Here is a 17,944-nt window from a genome sequence, read left to right as displayed (position 1 = left end):
AGCTCCATCCTCCATGTCTTAGCGCTCCACGGCCAGACGGCCAATGATCAAGCGCATGATTTCATTGCTGCCTTCAAGGATCTGATGTACCCGCAGGTCGCGGACCAGTTTTTCCAGCCCATATTCGCTCAGATAGCCGTAACCACCGTGCAGCTGCAGGGCCTGGTTGGCCACCTGGAATCCGGCGTCCGTAGCCACAAGTTTGGCCATGGCACACAGTTTCACGGTGTCAGGAGCGCCGGAATCGAGGGCTTGTGCGGCGCGTATCAGCATGGTCCGCGAGAGTTCCAGATCCGTGGCCATCTGGGCAATTTCAAAAAGCAGGTGCTGCTTTTCAATAAGCGGGCCACCGAATGCTTGGCGCTCTTTTAGATACGCGATTGACTTCTCCAACGCGGCCCGTCCGCCGCCCAGCGAACAAGCACCAATGTTCACACGCCCGCCGTTGAGGCCCTTCATGGCGATCCCGAAACCGTCGCCCTCTTCGCCGAGCCGGTTCCCGACGGGGATGCGCACATCCTGGAAAACCACTTGGCGGGTGGGTTGGGCCCGCCAGCCCATTTTCTTCTCATTGGCACCGAAGCTGAGGCCTTGGGCCTCTGCCGGAACCACGACGGCGGTGATCCCCCTTGCGCCTTTGTCAGCCGTCCGGACCATCACCAAATACCAAGCGGAGGATCCTGCTCCGGAGATGAATTGTTTGGTTCCGTTGATGACGTAATGGTCGCCATCGCGGACGGCCCGAGTGGTGATGGCGGCTGCGTCCGATCCCACGCCGGGCTCGGAGAGGCAGTAGCTGCTCAGCTCGGTCATGGCTGTGATGCCCGGCAACCAGGCTGCACGCTGTTCTTGGTTGCCGAAGGCGTCAATCATCCAGGCCACCATGTTGTGGATGGAGATGTAGGCGGCGATGGTGGGGTCCACGGCGGCCAGCTCTTCAAAGATCAACAAGGCATCGACCCGGCTCAGCCCGGATCCGCCATACTCCTCCCCCACGTAGATACCACCCATCCCGAGGGAACCGGCCTGCGCCAATACATCGACGGGGAAGTGTTTTTCCTCGTCCCACGCGGCCGTATGGGGTGCCATGGCAGTGGCCGCGAAATCGCGCACCATCTCCACCATTGCTAGCTGTTCGGCAGTCTGCTCGTTCACGGGATGCCTCCTTCTACCGCGTCATTGCGGTATGGGTGGTGAGTGGCGGTCCCTAGGATGTGGGGCCGTCGGGGTGGCGGACACCTGAGGTGAGGGGTCCGCCGTCGAACTTTATTTGGTGACCTTGCCCATCAGGGATGCTACGGGGCGCAGGAAGAGCGGCTGGGCCAGGAACCAGGCGGCGGCCATGACCACCAGGGAGGCCGCAAAGATGCCAAAGCCCCACCAGTTGACCACGTCGCTGGAGGTGTACATGTGGTTGAGGTTGCGCAGGGCACCGGTGGCCAGCACCAGCGTCACATGAATGACGATGAAGACCACGAAGTACAGCATGACCGGGAAATGGATGGCCCGGGCTGCCGTGATGGGGTAGATCTTGTTCAGCGCGGTGGCGTTTTTGGGCCAGGCGCCGGACATGCGCAGGCCGGTGGCGATGGCCAGAGGTGCGGCGATGAAGACGGTGATGAAGTAGGTCAGCAGTTGCAGGCCGTTGTAGTTCACCCAACCATTGTCGGTGGGCCAGTTCAGGGATAGGTACTGCAGGCCGGCCGAGATGGCGTTGGGGAACACGTCCCAGCTGGTGGGCACAATCCGCATCCATTGGCCCGTGGCGAAGAGCACCACAATGAAGATGGCGCCGTTCAGGACCCACAGGGCATCCAGGGTCAGGTGGAACCAGAGGTCAAGGCTGATCTTGGTGGGGTTGCCGGGGGTCTTGATGAGGCCCTTGTTGTTACGGATCCAATGCGCGGCCGGGCGTTTGGTGGTGCGCACCTGCCAGCCGGAGCGGATGATCAGCAGGATCAAGAACATGTTGATGAAGTGCTGCCACCCCAGCCAGGCCGGGAGCCCAACGGGTGCGCTAGCTGGCAGTTCAGAGTGGCCCGGGTAGCTTTCCATGAAACTTTCGACGGCGGCCAGACCGGTCAGCCAGCGCGCAGCCAAGACCGCAATGGCCAACAGGATGATCAGGCCAGCGCCGGACACGCCGATTTTTGTCCACAGGCCCAGCGTTTTCCAACGCTCGGAGACGCCAGCGGCCTGCTTATTCTTAGGGGTCGACATGGTCTTGAATCCTCTTTCACGTGCTCCCCAGGGAAGCAGCCGGGCGGTGTCGGAACCGCTTTGCAACAGTTACTATTTGTAGCATTTTTGGATGCGTTTCCATTCATTGTCCGTCATGGACCGCCACGCACCACGGCGCTGCCCATTGTGCGGGTGTTGTGGCGGCGCTTAGACATCTTTTCGGCGGTGCTTAGTCGGCGTTGAGTCGGCACGGGCCGCCAACGCTTCCATGAGCTGCGGTACAACAGTGAAGACATCGCCCACGATCCCGAAGTCGGCTACCTCAAAGATGGGAGAATCGCCATCCTTGTTGATGGCGACGATGGTTTTAGCTGTCTGCATGCCGGCCCGGTGCTGAATGGCGCCGGAGATCCCGAGCGCAATGTACAGCTGCGGGGAGACGCTGACGCCGGTCTGCCCGACTTGGGCGTGCTGGTCCACATAACCGGCATCCACGGCGGCGCGGGACGCGCCGATGGCCGCCCCGAGCGCGTCTGCCAACTGTTCCACCAAGACGAAGTTCTCCTTGGAGCCCAGCCCACGGCCGCCGGAAACCACTGTCTTGGCGGTGCGCAGTTCCGGGCGGCTGGTGGTGGCCGGGGCGTCATTGACGGCGGTGACTGTGGCGCCGGGAACCGAACCCGTCAGAGCAGTGGTCACCAGCTCGACGGCGCCACTCGTTTCGTTGTCGTTGGAAACACCGTCTATTGCACCCTGACGGATGGTGATGATGGGCAGGCCACCCTCAACTGTGGATTCCACGTCGTAGGCGCCGCCAAAGATGGAGTGGCCGGCCACAATCCGGCCATTCTCCATACCAGCAGGGTCCAAACGCACGGAGACGGCATCGACCAGCAGCGCCCCGCCCACCCGAACAGACAACCGGGCGGCAACTTCGCGGCCATCCACGGAGTTCGACACCAGAACGGCGGCAGGTTTGTACGCCGCAACGCCGGCCTCCAGCGCTTCCACGGCGGGGCCCGTCAGCACCGCTCCTGCTGCCGGGCCAACGCCCTGGTACACCACAGCGGCACCGAGCTGTCCGAGCCGGGCGGACGTGACGGCGTCGACCTTGGCATTGGCAGCCACCACGGCGACAGGGGTCCCGAGTGATGCGGCAGCGCCCAGCAATCCGCGTGCCGAGGGGGCAATATCACCGGCGTGGGTGAGTTCAATGAGAGCAAGAATGTTCACCATGATGCTGCCTTCCTAGACTAAGCGGTTTTCGAAAAGGTAACTGGCCAGCTGTGTGCCAGCCGTTCCGTCGTCTTCAATCTTGCGCCCGGCTTCGCGGGCGGGGCGCTCGCTGTGGGAGACCACGACCGCGTGGGCCACAGTTACGGCCACGTCAAGATCGGCGAGGGTGAGCGTGGCGACGGGCTTGCGCTTGGCCGTCAGGATGCCCTTGAAATTCGGGAAGCGGGCCTCGGCGGTCCGCTCGGTCACGGTCACCACGGCGGGCAGCGCTGCGGTCACCTGCAGTGATCCGCTGTCCCCGGAGCGCTCACCGCTGACTTTTCCGCTACCAGCTGCGCCGACCAGTTCGACGGCGTTCAGCCCACCTACCAGCGGCAGGCCCAGATGCTCGGCAATCATGGCGGGTACCACGCCGCCGCGGCCGTCAGTGGACTCATTGCCGGCCAGGATGACGTCAGCACTGGTGCCGCGCAAGGCAGCGGCGAGCACCGCGGCGGTGCGGGCCGCATCGGAGCCGGCCAATCCGCCGTCGAGCACGTGAATGCCGGAATCTGCACCCATGGACAGGGCCTTGCGAATGGCTTTGGTGGCCTCATCCGGGCCCATAGCCAGCACCACCACCTCGGTGGATTTGTCCGCATCCTTCACACGCAACGCCACTTCGAGGGCGCGCTCATTGATTTCATCCACCACATTGTCCGCGGCGTCGCGGTCCAACCAACCTGTGGCTGGGACGAGCGTTCGTTCCTCTGCCGTGTCAGGCACCTGTTTGATGAGTACGACGATCTTCATTGACTGCCCCTTCATGATCATGTGTTGCGGGTCTCATTTGGAAGACTACTAGGTAGTACTAGTATTTACTAGGTATCCAAAGTAAATTGTTGTTGGTCCTGGAAATGTGCCAGTACCTCCGTCGCCGCATCAGCCCGAAAGGAGCTCCCATGGCTCCCGCATCCCCGCTGCCTATGGATCCCATTGCCGAAGCTAAGCGGCAGTGGATCGCCCACGGCTGGGCCGATGCCGCCGATGCCATGGCAGCTTTTTCCTCCGTCATGCGCACTCACCAGATCATGTACAGCCGGGTTGATGCCGTGCTGAAGCCGTTGGGACTGTCGTACGCCCGGCTCGAATTGCTGCGCCTGCTGTCCTTCACGCGCGACGGCGCCCTGCCGATGGCCAGTGCCAGCGCCCGCCTGCAGGTGCATCCCACCTCCGTGACAAGTGTTGTGGACCGTTTGGAGCGCGATGGGCTGGTACGCCGATCGGCTCACCCGAGCGATGGACGGGCCACCTTGGTTGTCCTGAGCGACGCCGGCCGGACCCTGGTGGAAGAAGCCACCACCGCACTGAACTCCGGCGTCTTCGCCACCCCAGGTATCCCGGCCGAGGATCTGCGGACCATGACGGCCATCCTGGCCCGCTTCCGCCGCGACTCCGGCGATTTCACCGATCCGGTCCCCTACCCCGACCCCCTCTAGACGCCGCACCACTTTCCGGCCCTTTCCGTCCGACCCCGCACCACTTTCCGGCCCCTTCCGCCAAACGCTCCCGCAAGCGGCAGCCCCTGCACCACCACTCGGCAATGAAGGTGGTGCGGCGTCAGGGAAAACACGCCGGAAAGTGGTGCGGCGTCAGGGAAAACAGGCCGGAAAGTGGTGCGGCGTCAGGGGTCTGTCACGGGCGCGCCGGAGCTCCCCTGGATACCTCGATGTTCACAGCACGGCCCAACTGCTCCAGATACACCAGATGGCTCGCCGTTTCGGCGAGCGCCAGCCGCAAGGTAAACCCACGCAGCGAGGCAAAGCCACGGGACCACGTCAATTCCTGCGCTACCTCCCACACGCTGGAGGCCACCCCAGTCTCCAGAACGGCGATGACCTCTCTGGAGCGTTCCAAGGTGTGTTCGGTCAACGCGGCCACTCGGTCCATGAGTCCAAGGAACCGGTATTCGTGGGCCGGCAGCACTTCCATTTGCGCCCCAACACTCATGCGTTCCAGAGAGCGAAGATAGTCATCAAGCGGGTTGAGCTGGTTGGTCGCTTCGAGAGAAACGTGCGGGGTGATGCGGGGCAGCACATGGTCTCCCGTGAGCATGAGCTGGTTTGCCTCATCCACCAAACAAATGTGACCCGGCGTGTGCCCTGGAGTGGACAACACCCGCACCGCAAGTCCGGCGACGGGCAGCAGTTGGCCATCCGCCAGCCGAAATTGCGGCTGCTCAACAGCTATCATTTGCTCCCATGTGTGCGTCTGGAAACTGACCTCGTCAAGAAGTTCCGCAGGGACTCCCCAGGCAGTAAATTGTGCCCTATCTTCGACGACAAACCCTGCCGTGTCGCCACGCCACTGTGCAGGGAGCGGCTCGTTCTCCCCCAACACCACCGGCGCGCCGGATGCTGCCCGGAGCCGTGCCGCCATGCCCAGATGATCGGGATGAAAGTGCGTCACAACAATGACGGTGATCCTCTCGGGGGCTACCCCCGCAACGGCCAGACCCGCTGTGAGGCACTCCCATCCCTCATCCGAGTCCCAGCCCGGATCAACCAGCGCAGCTTCACCTTCCCCCACCAACAAATACGACAGGGTGTAGCGCATCGGATTGCCAATAAAGGGCACTGGAATGGACCAGACACCCGGACGGACCTCCTCCACGGGCGGCATGACGTTGGCCTGCCATGCCTGATACTGCGCCGGGGCGCTAACAGTGATCATGATGTCCTCCAAGAACTCAAAATGGTGTCAAAATTTGTCTCGCCCAGAGGCTGGCGGGCCACGGATGCGGTGCGGGAGAAGCGCGGTGCCGGGGCGGCCACCACATGCCTGCCGCTTCCGGACAAGGTGGCACGTGCTGCCATATGAGAGTTTTCGGCAGCCTCCGCATACGTGAGCACCGGCGTCACGCACGCGTCTACGCCGTCGAACGTCTCCGCCCAGTCATCCCGGGTGCGGGCCGCAAACACAGCCGCAAACGTCTCCGCGAGCATAGGCCACTGGAGGGGATCGGCCCGCTCCGGTAGATCTTCCACGGCGAGTCCCAGCCCCTCAAGCAGCAGCGCATAAAACTGAGGCTCAAGGGCACCCACAGCAACGTGCCCGCCGTCGGACGTGGCATAAGTCCTGTAGAACGGTGCGGTCCCGTCCAGCAGATTGGCACCCCGGGTATCGCTCCACAGATTGACCGAACGCAATTCCAGGATGATCTGGGAAAGCACGCTGACGCCGTCCACCATGGCGGCATCCACAACCTGCCCTTGCCCGGAGCGCTCGCGTTCCCACAAGGCAGCCAGAATGCCCGTCACAACAAACATGGAGCCGCCGCCAAAATCACCCACCAGGTTCATGGGCGGAAGCGGTGCGGCGGCCGGACCCATGGCATGCAGCGCGCCACTGAGGGCAATGTAGTTGATGTCGTGCCCGGCGCGCTGTGCCAATGGGCCGTCCTGACCCCAGCCGGTCATCCGCCCATACACCAGCCGCGGATTCAGAGCCAGGCACGCCTCCGGCCCCAAACCGAGCCGCTCCGCAGTCCCGGGCCGGAAGCCCTCGAGCAAAACGTCGGCCTCGGCCACCAAGGAAAACACTCCGGCGAGGTGGGCGGGATCCTTCAGGTTCGCCCGGACGGTGGTGCGGCCGCGCTGCAGGTGAGTGCCGACGTCGTACCCGCCAACCGGAGGCGCGGGCCCAACCACACGCACCACCTCCGCCCCCATGTCCGCGAGCATCATGGCGGCATGCGGCGCCGGCCCCATGGCGGAGAGCTCCACCACCTTCAAACCCTGCAATGTTCCGCTCATGGGCTGTCCCTAGTCCTGCGCCGCGGTGTAGCTCTCGCGCAACTCACGTTTGAGGATCTTGCCGGCACCGGACATGGGCAGCGCCTCCGGGAACTCGAAGCTGCGCGGCACCTTGTACCCGGCGATGTGCTCCTTACAGTGGGCCATGAGCTCTTCGGCACTCGCCGTGTGGCCCGGCGTCAGAACCACGACGGCGTGCACGCGCTCGCCATACTTCTCGTCAGGGACGCCAATGACGGCCGAGGACGCCACCGCGGGGTGCTTGCTGAGGGCGTTCTCCACCTCGGCACAGTAGACATTTTCGCCGCCGGTGACGATCATGTCCTTGAGACGGTCCACAACATAAACAAAGCCTTGGGCGTCAACGTAGCCTAGGTCACCGGTGTGCAGCCAGCCGCCGCGCAGGGCTTGGGCCGATTGCTCAGGATTGTTCCAGTAGCCCAACATGACGTTTGCGCCCTTGGTGCACACCTCCCCGACTACGCCGGTGGGAACTTCCTTCCCGTCAAAGTCAAGGATGGCCACCTGGCTGTGGGGCGCCGCCCGGCCACCGGAGCGTAGTGCGTCGCCATGGTGATCACCGGGCAGCAGCAAGGTGATGACCGGGGAGGCCTCGGTCTGGCCATAGGCCTGGGTCATGCGCAGCCCCGGGAAGCGTGCCATGGCGCGTTTGAGAACTCCCTCGGAAATGGAGGAGCCGCCATAGAGCATGCTGGTCAGGGATGACAGCTCATAGTTGCCCGCGTCCGGGTGGTCCGCCAGGATTTGGATCATTGTGGGGACCAAGAGCATCGCCGTGGGCTTGTGCTTGTCGATGGCCTGGAACACGCTGATCGGCTCGAACCCCGGCACCATGACGTGGGTGCCGCCCATGATGGTCATCCCTGACCAAATGGCCAGATCCGCCGCGTGGAACATGGGTGCGGCATGGAGGAGCACGTCACCAGCTTTCAACAATTCCCCGCTGGCCACCGTGCCAAGACCTGAGGTGACGAAATTGGTGTGGCTGAGCATGACACCCTTGGGGAATCCGGTAGTGCCGCCGGTGTACAGGACCCCGGCCAGATCATCACCACTGCGGTAGGCGTCCGCCACGGGTTCACTCTCCGCCACCAAGGCCTCGTAGGAGAGCATGCCCTCCGGTGTGGGCCCGTCGCCGCAGTGGATCAGGGTGGTGAGACCCGGGGATTTTTCGCGCAGGGTCGGCGCCATGTCCACAAAGGCGTCGTCAACAAGCAGCACACGTGTGTCCGAGTCATTCATGGAATAGGCGATCTCCGCCGGGGTCCATCTGGTGTTAACCGGAACCACTGCCGCCCCGGCCCAAGGCACGGCCAACAGGTACTCGGCGTACCTGTCACTGTTCAGGGACACCATGGCCACCCTGTCGCCGGGCTGCACGCCCAGGGCCTGCAGCGCTCCAGCAAACCTGGCGATCCGATCCGCGTGTTCAGCGTAATTGCGCACCCGGTCCTTGAAGATCGTGGCGATTGCCTGCGGATCCGCCTGCAACGAACGGTGCAGGCCCTGGGTCAGATACATGAGGGCTCCTAGAAAAAATCGACTGTAACTCGCAAACAGGACATTCCACGCCGGTGCTCCCGGCGTCAGCTACTTGCCGGTAAATACTGCCCGGCGGCGCTCACCCAGCGCCGTCACGGCCTCAAGTAGATCCTCACTGTGCAGGAATGATGAGTTCCACAGCGCCACGTGCCGCAGCCCGCGAGCAATGTCTTCCTCACGCCCCTCGTTCAGCACGGCCTTTGTGCCGGCCACGGCCAGCGGCGAATTGGCGGTCATCTCCCCAGCCATGTCCAGCGCCGCCGCCATCAGCTCATCCGGACCGGCGAACACATCATTGACAAGGCCGATCTTCTCCGCCCTGCTCGCGCCAATGTCCTTGGCCGTCAGCGCCAGTTCGCGCAGCTGGCCCTCGCCAATGATGCCGCGCAACCTTTGCAAACTTCCGACGTCGGCCACGATCGCCAGCCGCGCCTCCCGGATGCTGAACTGGGCATCAGCACTGGCCAGGCGCACATCGGCGGCGCTGATCAGGTCCACGCCACCGCCAATGCACCAGCCATGCACGGCCGCGATGACGGGTTTCCGGCAGGTGGCCACCGAGGTGACGGCGTCCTGCAGGCTCCTTATCAGGCCGTTCAGTTCGGTGCGCTGGGCAGCCTGAGCAGTGGCGCCGGGGCCCAGCCTGCCCAACCAGGAGCCCAGCACCTCTTGCACATCCAGCCCGGTGCTGAAATGGTTACCACTGCCCGCAAGGACCACGGCCCGCACAGTGTCATCGGCGTCGAGCGCCGCAAAAACCTGTGGCAGTTCCGCCCAAAAGGCCGTCCCCATCATGTTCCCGCGCCCGGGCCCGGTGAGATGCACGACGGCGACACCCGGCTTGGGTGCCTGTGTCACAGAGAACGCCGTCCAGAGTTTCGTGAAGGCGGTGCCGCCTGCGGGGCCGTGCGGGTATCCGGCCGTCCGCTCGGGCCTGTTGGCAGTCTCAGCGCCCATCAGTAGCTCTCGCCCTGCTCGGCCTTGGCGACGAGCGAGGCCGGTGGCAGGAAATGCTCTCCGTAGGCGGCCGCAAGCTCACGTGACCTGGCCACAAAACCCGCCAGACCGCCGTCGTACCCGTTCATGTACTGGAGCACGCCACCGGTCCACGCCGGGAAGCCAATGCCCAGGATGGAACCGATGTTGGCGTCCTCCACGCTGCGCAGCACGCCCTCGTCAAGGCACTTGACGGTCTCGAGGGATTCGGCGAACAGCATGCGCTCTTTCATATCTTCGAAGGGGATTTCCGTGGTGCCCCCGTAGTTTTCCGCGAGGCCTTCCCAGAGCCCGGTGCGGTGGCCATCGGCGTAGTTGTAGAAGCCGGCACCGGCCAGCTTGCCCTTGCGGGAAAACTCCTCGATCATGCGGTCCACGATGGCGTAGGCGGTGTGGTGCTGGTACTTTTGCACGCCGTCGTCGGCTTCCAGGCCTGCCTTGGTCTCCTTCTGGATCTTGGACATGAGAGTCAAGTTCAGCTCATCCGCCAGCTGCAGCGGCGCCGCGGGGTAGCCTGCCTGCAGCCCGGCCTGCTCGATGGACGGGGCGGCAATGCCCTCGCCGAGCATGGCGATCGCCTCGTTCATGAAGGTTCCGATCACGCGGGAGGTGAAGAAGCCGCGGGAATCATTGACCACGATCGGCGTCTTTTTGATCTGCTGGGCGATGTCGAAGGCCTTGGCCAGGGTTTCATCGGAGGTGTTTGCCCCGGCGATGATTTCCAGCAGCGGCATCTTGTCCACGGGTGAGAAGAAGTGCAGGCCAATGAAGTTCTCCTGGCTGCGCACGCCCTCGGCCAGGGTGGTGATGGGAAGTGTTGAGGTGTTGGAACCCAGCACGGCGTCAGGCCCGAGGAGGTCCTGAATCTCCTGGAATGCCTTCTGCTTGACCTCAACGTTTTCAAAGACCGCCTCGATGACCAGGTCCGCGCCGGCAACATCCGTGGCGTCGGCGGTGGGCGTGATCTTGGCCAGCAGCGCATCGGCCGCCTCCTGCGTTTGCTGCCCGCGCGCCACTGCCTTATCGGTGAGTATCTTGGAGTAGCTCTTGCCGCGCTCGGCTGCCTCGAGGGAGACGTCCTTGAGCACCACGTCCATGCCGCCGCGAGCACACACATAGGCAATACCGGCACCCATCATGCCTGCGCCCAGAACAGCGACCTTCTTGGCCGTGTATTTCTCAAAACCTGCGGGGCGGCTGCCGCCGGCGTTGATGTGGCCCATGTCGAAGAAGAACGCCTTGATCATGTTCGTGGACACCTGGCCGGTGACAACTTCCACAAAGTAGCGCGACTCAATTTCCAGTGCCGTATCAAAGTCCACCTGGGTGCTTTCCACAGCCGCGGCGAGGATGGCTCGCGGGGCAGCGTAGTTGGCGCCCTTGAGCTGCTTACGCAGATTGGCCGGGTAGGCAGGCAGGTTTGCGGCGAAAGCAGGAGTGGTGGGCGTACCGCCGGGGATCCTGTATCCGGGCACGTCCCACGGCTGTACTGCTTCCTTGTTGGAAGCGATCCAGGCCTTCGCGGCCGGGATAAGTTCCTCCACGGTGCCCACTACCTCGTGGACAAGGCCAACGTCCAAGGCCTTGCGTGGCTTGTACTTCTGGCCCTGCAGCAGCACCTTCATGGTGGCGTCGGCAATGCCCATCAAGCGCACCGTGCGCACAATGCCACCCCCGCCGGGCAGCAGACCCAGCGTGACTTCCGGCAGGCCGATGACCGAGCCACGGGTGTCAGCGGCGATCCGGTGGTGCGCCGCGAGGGCAATTTCCAGCCCGCCGCCCAGTGCAGCGCCGTTGATGGCCGCCACCACCGGCTTCCCCAGAGTTTCCAGCGTGCGCAGCTGAGCCTTGATCTGCTGGCCCAGCTCAAAAATCTTCTGCGCATCCGCCGGGGTGGCGGCCAGGAGGTCCTTGAGGTCACCGCCTGCGAAAAAGGTCTTCTTGGCCGAGGCCAGCACGACGCCGGTGATGGTCTCCTTCTCTGCCGTGAGACGCTCCACAGCTGCCTGCATGGAGGCAACGTAGTCGCTGTTCATGGTGTTGGCCGACTGGTTCGGGTCATCCAAGGTCAGGATGACGACGCCGTCTCCGTCTTGTTCCCAGCGAATGGTGTTTGTGTAGCTCATGGTCCTAGACCCTCTCAATCAACGTTGCCACGCCCATACCGCCGCCAATGCACAGGGTCACCACGGCCCTGCGTTTGTTGGTCCGTTCCAACTCGTCCAGCACGGTGCCTAGGATCATGGCCCCCGTTGCGCCGAGCGGGTGGCCCATAGCGATCGCGCCGCCGTTCACGTTGAGCTTCTCGTCCGGAATGCCTAGGTCCTTTTGGTACTTCAGGACCACGGAGGCGAAGGCCTCGTTGATTTCGAACAGGTCAATGTCCTCAACGGAAAGCCCTGCGGTTTTCAGCAGTTTTTCGGTGGCCGGTGTAGGCCCCGTGAGCATGATGGTGGGGTCGGCACCCGAGGTGGCAGTGGCCACGATCCTGGCGCGCGGCGTCAGTCCCAGCCGCGCACCCACCTCAGCGCTGCCCACCAAAACCAAGGCTGCGCCGTCGACAATTCCCGAGGAATTCGCAGCGGTGTGGACATGGTCAATCTTCTCCACGGCATGGAATTTTTGGAGAGCGACGGCGTCGAAGCCGCCGGCCTCGCCCATAGTGGCGAACGCGGGGCGCAAGCCTGCCTGAGATTCTGGGGTGGATTCGGGACGCATGTGCTCGTCATGGTCTAGGACGACGAGCCCGTTCTGGTCCTTGACGGGGACCACAGATTTCGCGAAGCGGGCCTCTTTCCAGGCCTGCGCAGCGAGGCGCTGCGAGCGCACGGCATAGGCGTCCACGTCCTCGCGGCTGAAGCCCTCCATCGTGGCGATGAGGTCGGCACCAATGCCCTGCGGGACAAAATAAGTGTCGTAATTGGTGGCCGGGTCCATGGCCCAGGCGCCGCCGTCGGATCCGATCGGCACACGGGACATGGACTCCACGCCGCCGGCGATGATGAGCTGGTCCCAACCCGAACGCACCTTCGCAGCGGCCATGTTGACGGCCTCCAAGCCGGAGGCGCAGAAGCGGTTGATCTGCACCCCACCCACGGTGTCCGGCAGGCCGGCGGCGATCACCGCTGTGCGGGCGATCACGGCGCCTTGGTCGCCCACGGGGGAAACGACGCCGAGAATCACGTCATCGATGAGGTCTCCGTCAAGGCCGGGGTTCCGTTCTCGGAGGGCATTGATGAGTCCCACCACGAGGTCGATCGGCTTGGTACCGTGCAGGGATCCTTTCTTACCGCGGCCTCGCGGGGTGCGGATGGCGTCGAAGACAAATGCTTCAGGTATTGCGTGTTCGGGCACGTGATTCCTTCCATGGTCGTCGCGGCCCGCGTCGGTGCGGGCGGACGGTTGGCAGAACTTGGGTGTTGCTGGCTGCTAGGTGCAAGTAGTGCAGGAGCGTTACCGATTAATGGCCGTTTGGTGATGCAGCGTTCAGGATTTTTGGCCGTTTAGTGATGCAGCGTTTTTAACCTGTGGTGGGGGCGAGCACAGCAGACAATTGCTTACTTGTTGACATACCGCCAATAGTGCAAGACTATTGACATCGTGTCAATAGATGACATGTGTCTCTTGTGTCCCGTTCCGGCCCGAAAGCGATTGGTAATGACCGCTGAAGTCACTCTGCCGTACACGGCCATCACGTACACGGTTGCCGAGGGCATCGCCACGGTTTCCCTCAACCGACCCGAAACCCGCAACGGTTACACGCTCACCATGGCGCATGAGCTAGAACATGCCTTCTTGGCGGCTGACGCCAACCCCGCGGTGCGGGTGGTTGTGTTCACAAGCGTGGGCAGGGATTTCTCCGTGGGCGCGGATCTCAGTGGCGGCGGCTTCGACTTAGCGCCTTCCGGCCCGGTGGATGATTGGCAGGAGCCCGCCGGGCGCTGTTCCAAAACCATCTTCGGCATGAACAAGCCCGTCATTGCGGCATTGCGTGGCGTTTCCGTGGGCGGCGGCGTGACCATCACGCTGTCCTGCGACTTTCGGCTGGCCTCCACCGATTCCCGCTTTTCCTTCCCCTTCAGCCGGCGTGGCATCTTCCCCGAGGGCGGATCAGTCTGGTACCTGCCGCGATTGGTGGGCGTCTCCAAGGCCACGGACTGGATGCTGACCGGCAGGCTTTTTGGTGCCGCAGAAGCGCTCGACGCCGGACTCGTCACCTCCCTGCATGACCCCGCCGATGTGCTGGACGCCGCCTATGCGCTGGCTCGGGACATCATTGCCAATACCTCGCCCGTCTCCACAGCTGTGATCCGGCAAATGCTGAACCAGCTCAGTGAGCTCGAATCGCCGTTGCCCGTCCACGCCATCGATTCCCGGCTGATTGCCGGACTCCCCGCACATAGCGACGCCGTGGAAGGCGTGAGTTCCTTCCTGGAAAAGCGCCCACCACACTTCCCGCTGTCCGTGCCGGAGGGCCTGCCACAGTGGCTGCCTTGGATAGAGACAGACCCAACACCGTGAGACCCGCCAACAAAACCCCGCACACTACCGCAACCATCGCGCCTGCGGTGGTGTCCGGCGTCGAACGTCCGGACCCTCCCGCCGGAGCAACAGAGCCGCGCAGGCAACGACTCAATCCGGACGAACGGCGGCAGCAGATTTTTCTCTGCGCGCAGAAGCTGTTCAACGAGCGGTCGTATGACGAGGTCTCCGCGACTGATATTGCGGCAGCGGCGGGGGTGGCGCGCGCGCTGATCAACCACTATTTCGGCAACAAGCGCGGACTGTATCTGGAAGTTATCAAGATCAGTTCCACCATGTCAGAATCCGCCGTGGCGGCGCTACCGGAGGGGCCAGCGGAGCAGCGGATCGATGTGGCGGTGACCTGGTTTCTGGATTCATTGGAACAATCCGGTGCCACCTGGCTGTCCTTTGGCGGCAGCATGGGGCGGGACCCAGATCTGGAAACAATTCTCATCGCTGCCGAGAACGATTCCATCGAGTTGCTCATCCAAGCCTGTGGGTTCGCAGGCCGGAGTACCGATCGCGAGCAAATCCGGGCCATATTCCGTATTTATGCCCAGCTGGCCCGCAGTGGTGCGCGCGAATGGCTGCTGCGTAAAACCCTCACCCGCCCGCAGGTCCATGCACTGCTGGCCAGTAGCCTGAAGGTCATTGTGGAAGACGTCATCCCGGCCATCTAGCCCCCCGGGAAACGCTGCATCACCGATTGGGGTGTTTTCAGCAACGCTGCATCACCGATTGGGGTGTTTTCGGCTGCGCTCGGTCACGTCAGTTCGGACCGGCGCCGGATATGATCAGTTCAATGCCATTGGGGCATTGGACTGGCAGGATTGAAACGGAAAAATAATGAGCGCATCGACGGGAAATCCGGCCTCAACGCCGAGCCCAAATTCCTCCGGGACCAAAGTCCTGATCAGTTTGGCCGCGGCAGTCATTGTGTTGATAGGGCTCAGCAGCATCTCCTCCATTGTGGGACCAGTTTTCCTGGCACTCGTTCTGACCATTTGCGTTTATCCGGTCAAACAAAGGCTCATGGCCCGCGGTGTCGCCCCGGTGCTGGCCGGCCTCGCCACCATCTTGTCCGTCTACGCGATGATCGGGGCGCTGGTGGCCTCCCTGTGGGTCTCCGCCGTTCAGCTCACCAAACTGCTGCCGCAATTCGCACCCCAAATCACCGAGCTGAGCGACGACCTCCGCATTTTCCTGCATGATTCTCTCGGCATTGGGGACGAGCAAGTACGCGCCATTGTGGATTCCGTTGATCTGCGGGTCCTGTTCGACACCGCCTACACCATCCTGGGCAGTGCCATGAACGTGGGCTCGGGCCTGGTGTTCCTACTTCTGCTCATCATGTTCATGAGCATCGACGCCACCTACTTCCCCACCATCCTCGCCGTCGTGAAGGAAAAGCGGGCGCCAGTAGTTGATGCCCTCTCCAACTTCGCAAAGCTCTCCCGTTCCTTCATGATCATGACCACCCTCTTCGGCGCTATCGTTGCCGCTCTAAACCTCGCCCTGCTGCTGATCCTTGGCGTCCCAGGCGCAGGTTTGTGGGCGCTGTTGTCCTTTGTGTGCGGTTTCATCCCGTTCATTGGCTTCTGGATCTCCCTGGTTCCGGCGGCCATCATGGCTCTGCTGGCTGGCGGGCTGCCCACCTTCATCGGGGTGGTGGCGTTCTACGGTGTCATCAATTCCCTGATCCAGTCCATCATCCAGCCCAAGTTTGTCTCCGGCTCGGTGAATCTGAACATGACGCTAACATTCCTGTCCGTCATCTTCTGGTCAGCGCTACTGGGCCCACTCGGCGCCCTGATGGCCGTCCCGCTCACGCTGTTTGCTCGAGCAATCCTGGTGGACTCGCACCCGGAATCCGCGTGGCTGAAGCCGTTCATTGGCGACGTCAGCGGATCCAAGGCAATGCTCGCGGCCCAGCGAGCCGAAGGGAAGGCGGCCAAGCGCCCGAAGGTCTGACGCCCGCCGCGGTTTCTCGACAGACAGAAATGCCAGGCACGACGGCGGGACCTCACCTCCCGCTGTCCGCGGTGCTTGCACCGCCGTTAAGTGATGCGGCGTCCGCCGAAAACCGCCGTAAAGTGATGCCGCGTCGGGTAAAAACCGCCGTAAAGTGATGCCGCGTCGGGGTGGGCAGCTACTGGAGGTTGGAGGTCAGTCTGGCCGCGCTGTCCCAGAACTTCTCCCCCGCCGGGCGCTTGACCCAGTCGGCCAGTTCCAGCTCGCGGCTGTTGGCCCGGTATCCGTCCTCAATCACACGCAGCTCCTGCACGAATGACTCGCTGTGGATGAGCACCGAAATCTCCATGTTCAGTGAGAACGACCGCACGTCCATATTCGAGGACCCAATCACGGCCACATCGGAGTCGATGCTGAAGTGCTTGGAGTGCAGCACCTCGGGCGCCTTGTACAAGTAAATCTTCACGCCTGCCCGCAGCAGCGCCTCGTAGTAGGAACGTTGCGCGTGATAGACCATGGCTTGGTCGCCAATTTCGGAGACAAACAGCTCCACCGAGAGCCCGCGACCGGCCGCCGTGATGATGGCCATGAGCACCGAATCCTCCGGCACAAAATACGGGCTGGTGATGCTGACCCGTTCCGTGGCCTGATGAATCATCGCCACAAACAGCTTGAGGTTATTGTCATTTTCAAAGCTCGGCCCGCTGGGCACCACCTGCGCGTCCACCAGATGCGTCGCCGGATCAATCACCACCGGTGAAGTGTCCAGCTCCAGCAGCACATCGGTTTCGCTGTACCAATCGGTGACAAAAACGGCGTCGAGCTCCCTGACGGCGGGCCCGTGAATGCGCATCATCAACTCGTGCCAGCGCAGCCCCCGGGCAATATTCTTCTTCTTGTTATAACTCTCATGCACCAGATTTTGCGAGCCTGTGAAGCCAACGGCGCCATCGATCACCAACAACTTGCGGTGGTTTCGCAGGTCAATCCGCTGCCAGTGCCCCTTCCACGGCCGCAGCGGCAGCATGGCCTGGTAGTGCGCCCCCATATCCGCCAGCACGGCCAGAGTTTCCTTGCGCCCGGGATTCATGAGGGCTGCCAAATGATCGCTCATGACCCGCACGCTCACTCCCCTGGCCACCGCCCTGGCCAGCGCATCGAAGAAAACCTTGGTGACGTCGTCGTGCACCAAAATGTAAAACTCCACGTGCACATACTTCTGCGCCCGATCGATCTCCGCCGCCATCGCCGCAATGGAGCCATGGTAATCCGGGAGAAGTTCGACGTCGTTGCCTCCCACCATGGGTAGCGCACCGAGCGCACTGTTGAGGGTCACGAGCCCGGGCAGTCCCTGGGGCCAGTCCTCCCGGTGGCTGAGCTGGTCGAATCCTTGTGTGCGTTCCAGGATGAGCTCGTTGACATACTGTTGCTTGTCACGGCGGGCCTTGGGGAGGCGTGAGAAGCCCACCAGCATGAACGCCACAAGCCCTATATAAGGGATGAAAATGATGGTCAGCATCCAGGCGATGGCTGTTGCGGGACGACGCCTGGCAGAAATGTAGGCTACGGCGATGGCGCCAAGGATGATGTGGCCGGCGAGCAACAGCCAAGCGAGCACGTCCGGGTGGATCATCGTGATGGGGTTCCGCTCTGTGTCTGCGTGAAAGTCTGCGTGAAAG

At 62.8% G+C, this 17,944-nt stretch carries 15 protein-coding genes; 4 read left to right on the top strand and 11 right to left on the bottom strand.

Features of this window, described 5'->3' with window-relative positions; genetic code table 11:
• Positions 1 to 18: 18 nt before the first annotated feature.
• From CXQ93_RS04335 to CXQ93_RS04320, 4 genes are all read right to left on the bottom strand, one after another.
• Positions 19 to 1,155 carry an acyl-CoA dehydrogenase family protein gene (locus CXQ93_RS04335; RefSeq protein ID WP_104109277.1) on the bottom strand — a complete coding sequence of 379 codons (1,137 nt, stop codon included), beginning with the start codon at positions 1,153 to 1,155 and terminating at the stop codon, positions 19 to 21.
• A gap of 111 nt (positions 1,156 to 1,266) precedes the next feature.
• A complete protein-coding gene (locus CXQ93_RS04330; protein WP_104109711.1) occupies positions 1,267 to 2,220 on the bottom strand; it encodes a cytochrome b/b6 domain-containing protein in 954 nt (317 codons plus the stop codon).
• Positions 2,221 to 2,388: 168 nt separating this feature from the next.
• Entirely contained in the window at positions 2,389 to 3,417 is a 1,029-nt protein-coding gene (locus CXQ93_RS04325; RefSeq protein WP_104109276.1) for an electron transfer flavoprotein subunit alpha/FixB family protein, read from the bottom strand.
• A gap of 12 nt (positions 3,418 to 3,429) precedes the next feature.
• Entirely contained in the window at positions 3,430 to 4,209 is a 780-nt protein-coding gene (locus CXQ93_RS04320; protein WP_104109710.1) for an electron transfer flavoprotein subunit beta/FixA family protein, read from the bottom strand.
• 149 nt (positions 4,210 to 4,358) lie between these two features.
• On the opposite strand from CXQ93_RS04320, the gene CXQ93_RS04315 reads away from it, so the two are divergent.
• A complete protein-coding gene (locus CXQ93_RS04315; protein ID WP_104109275.1) occupies positions 4,359 to 4,895 on the top strand; it encodes a MarR family winged helix-turn-helix transcriptional regulator in 537 nt (178 codons plus the stop codon).
• Positions 4,896 to 5,091: 196 nt separating this feature from the next.
• Here the strand turns inward: CXQ93_RS04315 and CXQ93_RS04310 are convergent, their stop codons facing one another.
• The 6 genes from CXQ93_RS04310 to CXQ93_RS04285 form a co-directional block, all read right to left on the bottom strand.
• A complete protein-coding gene (locus CXQ93_RS04310) occupies positions 5,092 to 6,129 on the bottom strand; it encodes an MBL fold metallo-hydrolase (RefSeq protein ID WP_104109274.1) in 1,038 nt (345 codons plus the stop codon).
• Positions 6,126 to 7,211 carry a CaiB/BaiF CoA-transferase family protein gene (locus CXQ93_RS04305; RefSeq protein ID WP_104109273.1) on the bottom strand — a complete coding sequence of 362 codons (1,086 nt, stop codon included), beginning with the start codon at positions 7,209 to 7,211 and terminating at the stop codon, positions 6,126 to 6,128. Before CXQ93_RS04305 ends, CXQ93_RS04310 begins: the two co-directional genes overlap by 4 nt.
• A 9-nt stretch (positions 7,212 to 7,220) precedes the next feature.
• Complete coding sequence (locus CXQ93_RS04300; protein WP_104109272.1) at positions 7,221 to 8,753, bottom strand: long-chain fatty acid--CoA ligase; 1,533 nt, start codon at positions 8,751 to 8,753, stop codon at positions 7,221 to 7,223.
• Positions 8,754 to 8,822: 69 nt separating this feature from the next.
• On the bottom strand, positions 8,823 to 9,731 hold the full coding sequence (locus tag CXQ93_RS04295) for a crotonase/enoyl-CoA hydratase family protein (RefSeq protein ID WP_104109271.1): 909 nt from the start codon (positions 9,729 to 9,731) through the stop codon (positions 8,823 to 8,825).
• On the bottom strand, positions 9,731 to 11,896 hold the full coding sequence (locus CXQ93_RS04290; RefSeq protein WP_104109270.1) for a 3-hydroxyacyl-CoA dehydrogenase NAD-binding domain-containing protein: 2,166 nt from the start codon (positions 11,894 to 11,896) through the stop codon (positions 9,731 to 9,733). The genes CXQ93_RS04295 and CXQ93_RS04290 overlap by 1 nt, the downstream gene beginning before the upstream one ends.
• A gap of 4 nt (positions 11,897 to 11,900) precedes the next feature.
• Positions 11,901 to 13,109: an acetyl-CoA C-acetyltransferase gene (locus CXQ93_RS04285; RefSeq protein ID WP_104109709.1), complete on the bottom strand. Its 1,209-nt coding sequence runs from the start codon at positions 13,107 to 13,109 to the stop codon at positions 11,901 to 11,903.
• Positions 13,110 to 13,427: 318 nt separating this feature from the next.
• Here CXQ93_RS04285 and CXQ93_RS04280 point away from each other — a divergent pair, with 318 nt between their 5' ends.
• From CXQ93_RS04280 to CXQ93_RS04270, 3 genes are all read left to right on the top strand, one after another.
• Positions 13,428 to 14,291, top strand: coding sequence for an enoyl-CoA hydratase-related protein (locus CXQ93_RS04280; protein ID WP_104109269.1), 864 nt, complete (start codon positions 13,428 to 13,430; stop codon positions 14,289 to 14,291).
• A complete protein-coding gene (locus CXQ93_RS04275) occupies positions 14,288 to 14,974 on the top strand; it encodes a TetR/AcrR family transcriptional regulator (RefSeq protein ID WP_181036050.1) in 687 nt (228 codons plus the stop codon). Before CXQ93_RS04280 ends, CXQ93_RS04275 begins: the two co-directional genes overlap by 4 nt.
• Positions 14,975 to 15,140: 166 nt before the next feature.
• On the top strand, positions 15,141 to 16,265 hold the full coding sequence (locus tag CXQ93_RS04270; protein ID WP_104109267.1) for an AI-2E family transporter: 1,125 nt from the start codon (positions 15,141 to 15,143) through the stop codon (positions 16,263 to 16,265).
• Between the two features lie 178 nt (positions 16,266 to 16,443).
• On the opposite strand, the gene cls is transcribed toward CXQ93_RS04270, so the two are convergent.
• Positions 16,444 to 17,898, bottom strand: coding sequence for a cardiolipin synthase (cls, locus tag CXQ93_RS04265; RefSeq protein WP_104109266.1), 1,455 nt, complete (start codon positions 17,896 to 17,898; stop codon positions 16,444 to 16,446).
• Positions 17,899 to 17,944: the final 46 nt, after the last annotated feature.

It is taken from the genome of Arthrobacter sp. N199823, assembly GCF_002929705.1.
In the GTDB taxonomy this organism is placed as follows: Bacteria; Actinomycetota; Actinomycetes; order Actinomycetales; family Micrococcaceae; genus Specibacter.
Note: the sequence above shows the minus strand (reverse complement) of the source record. Positions and strands in the feature narration are given on the sequence as shown.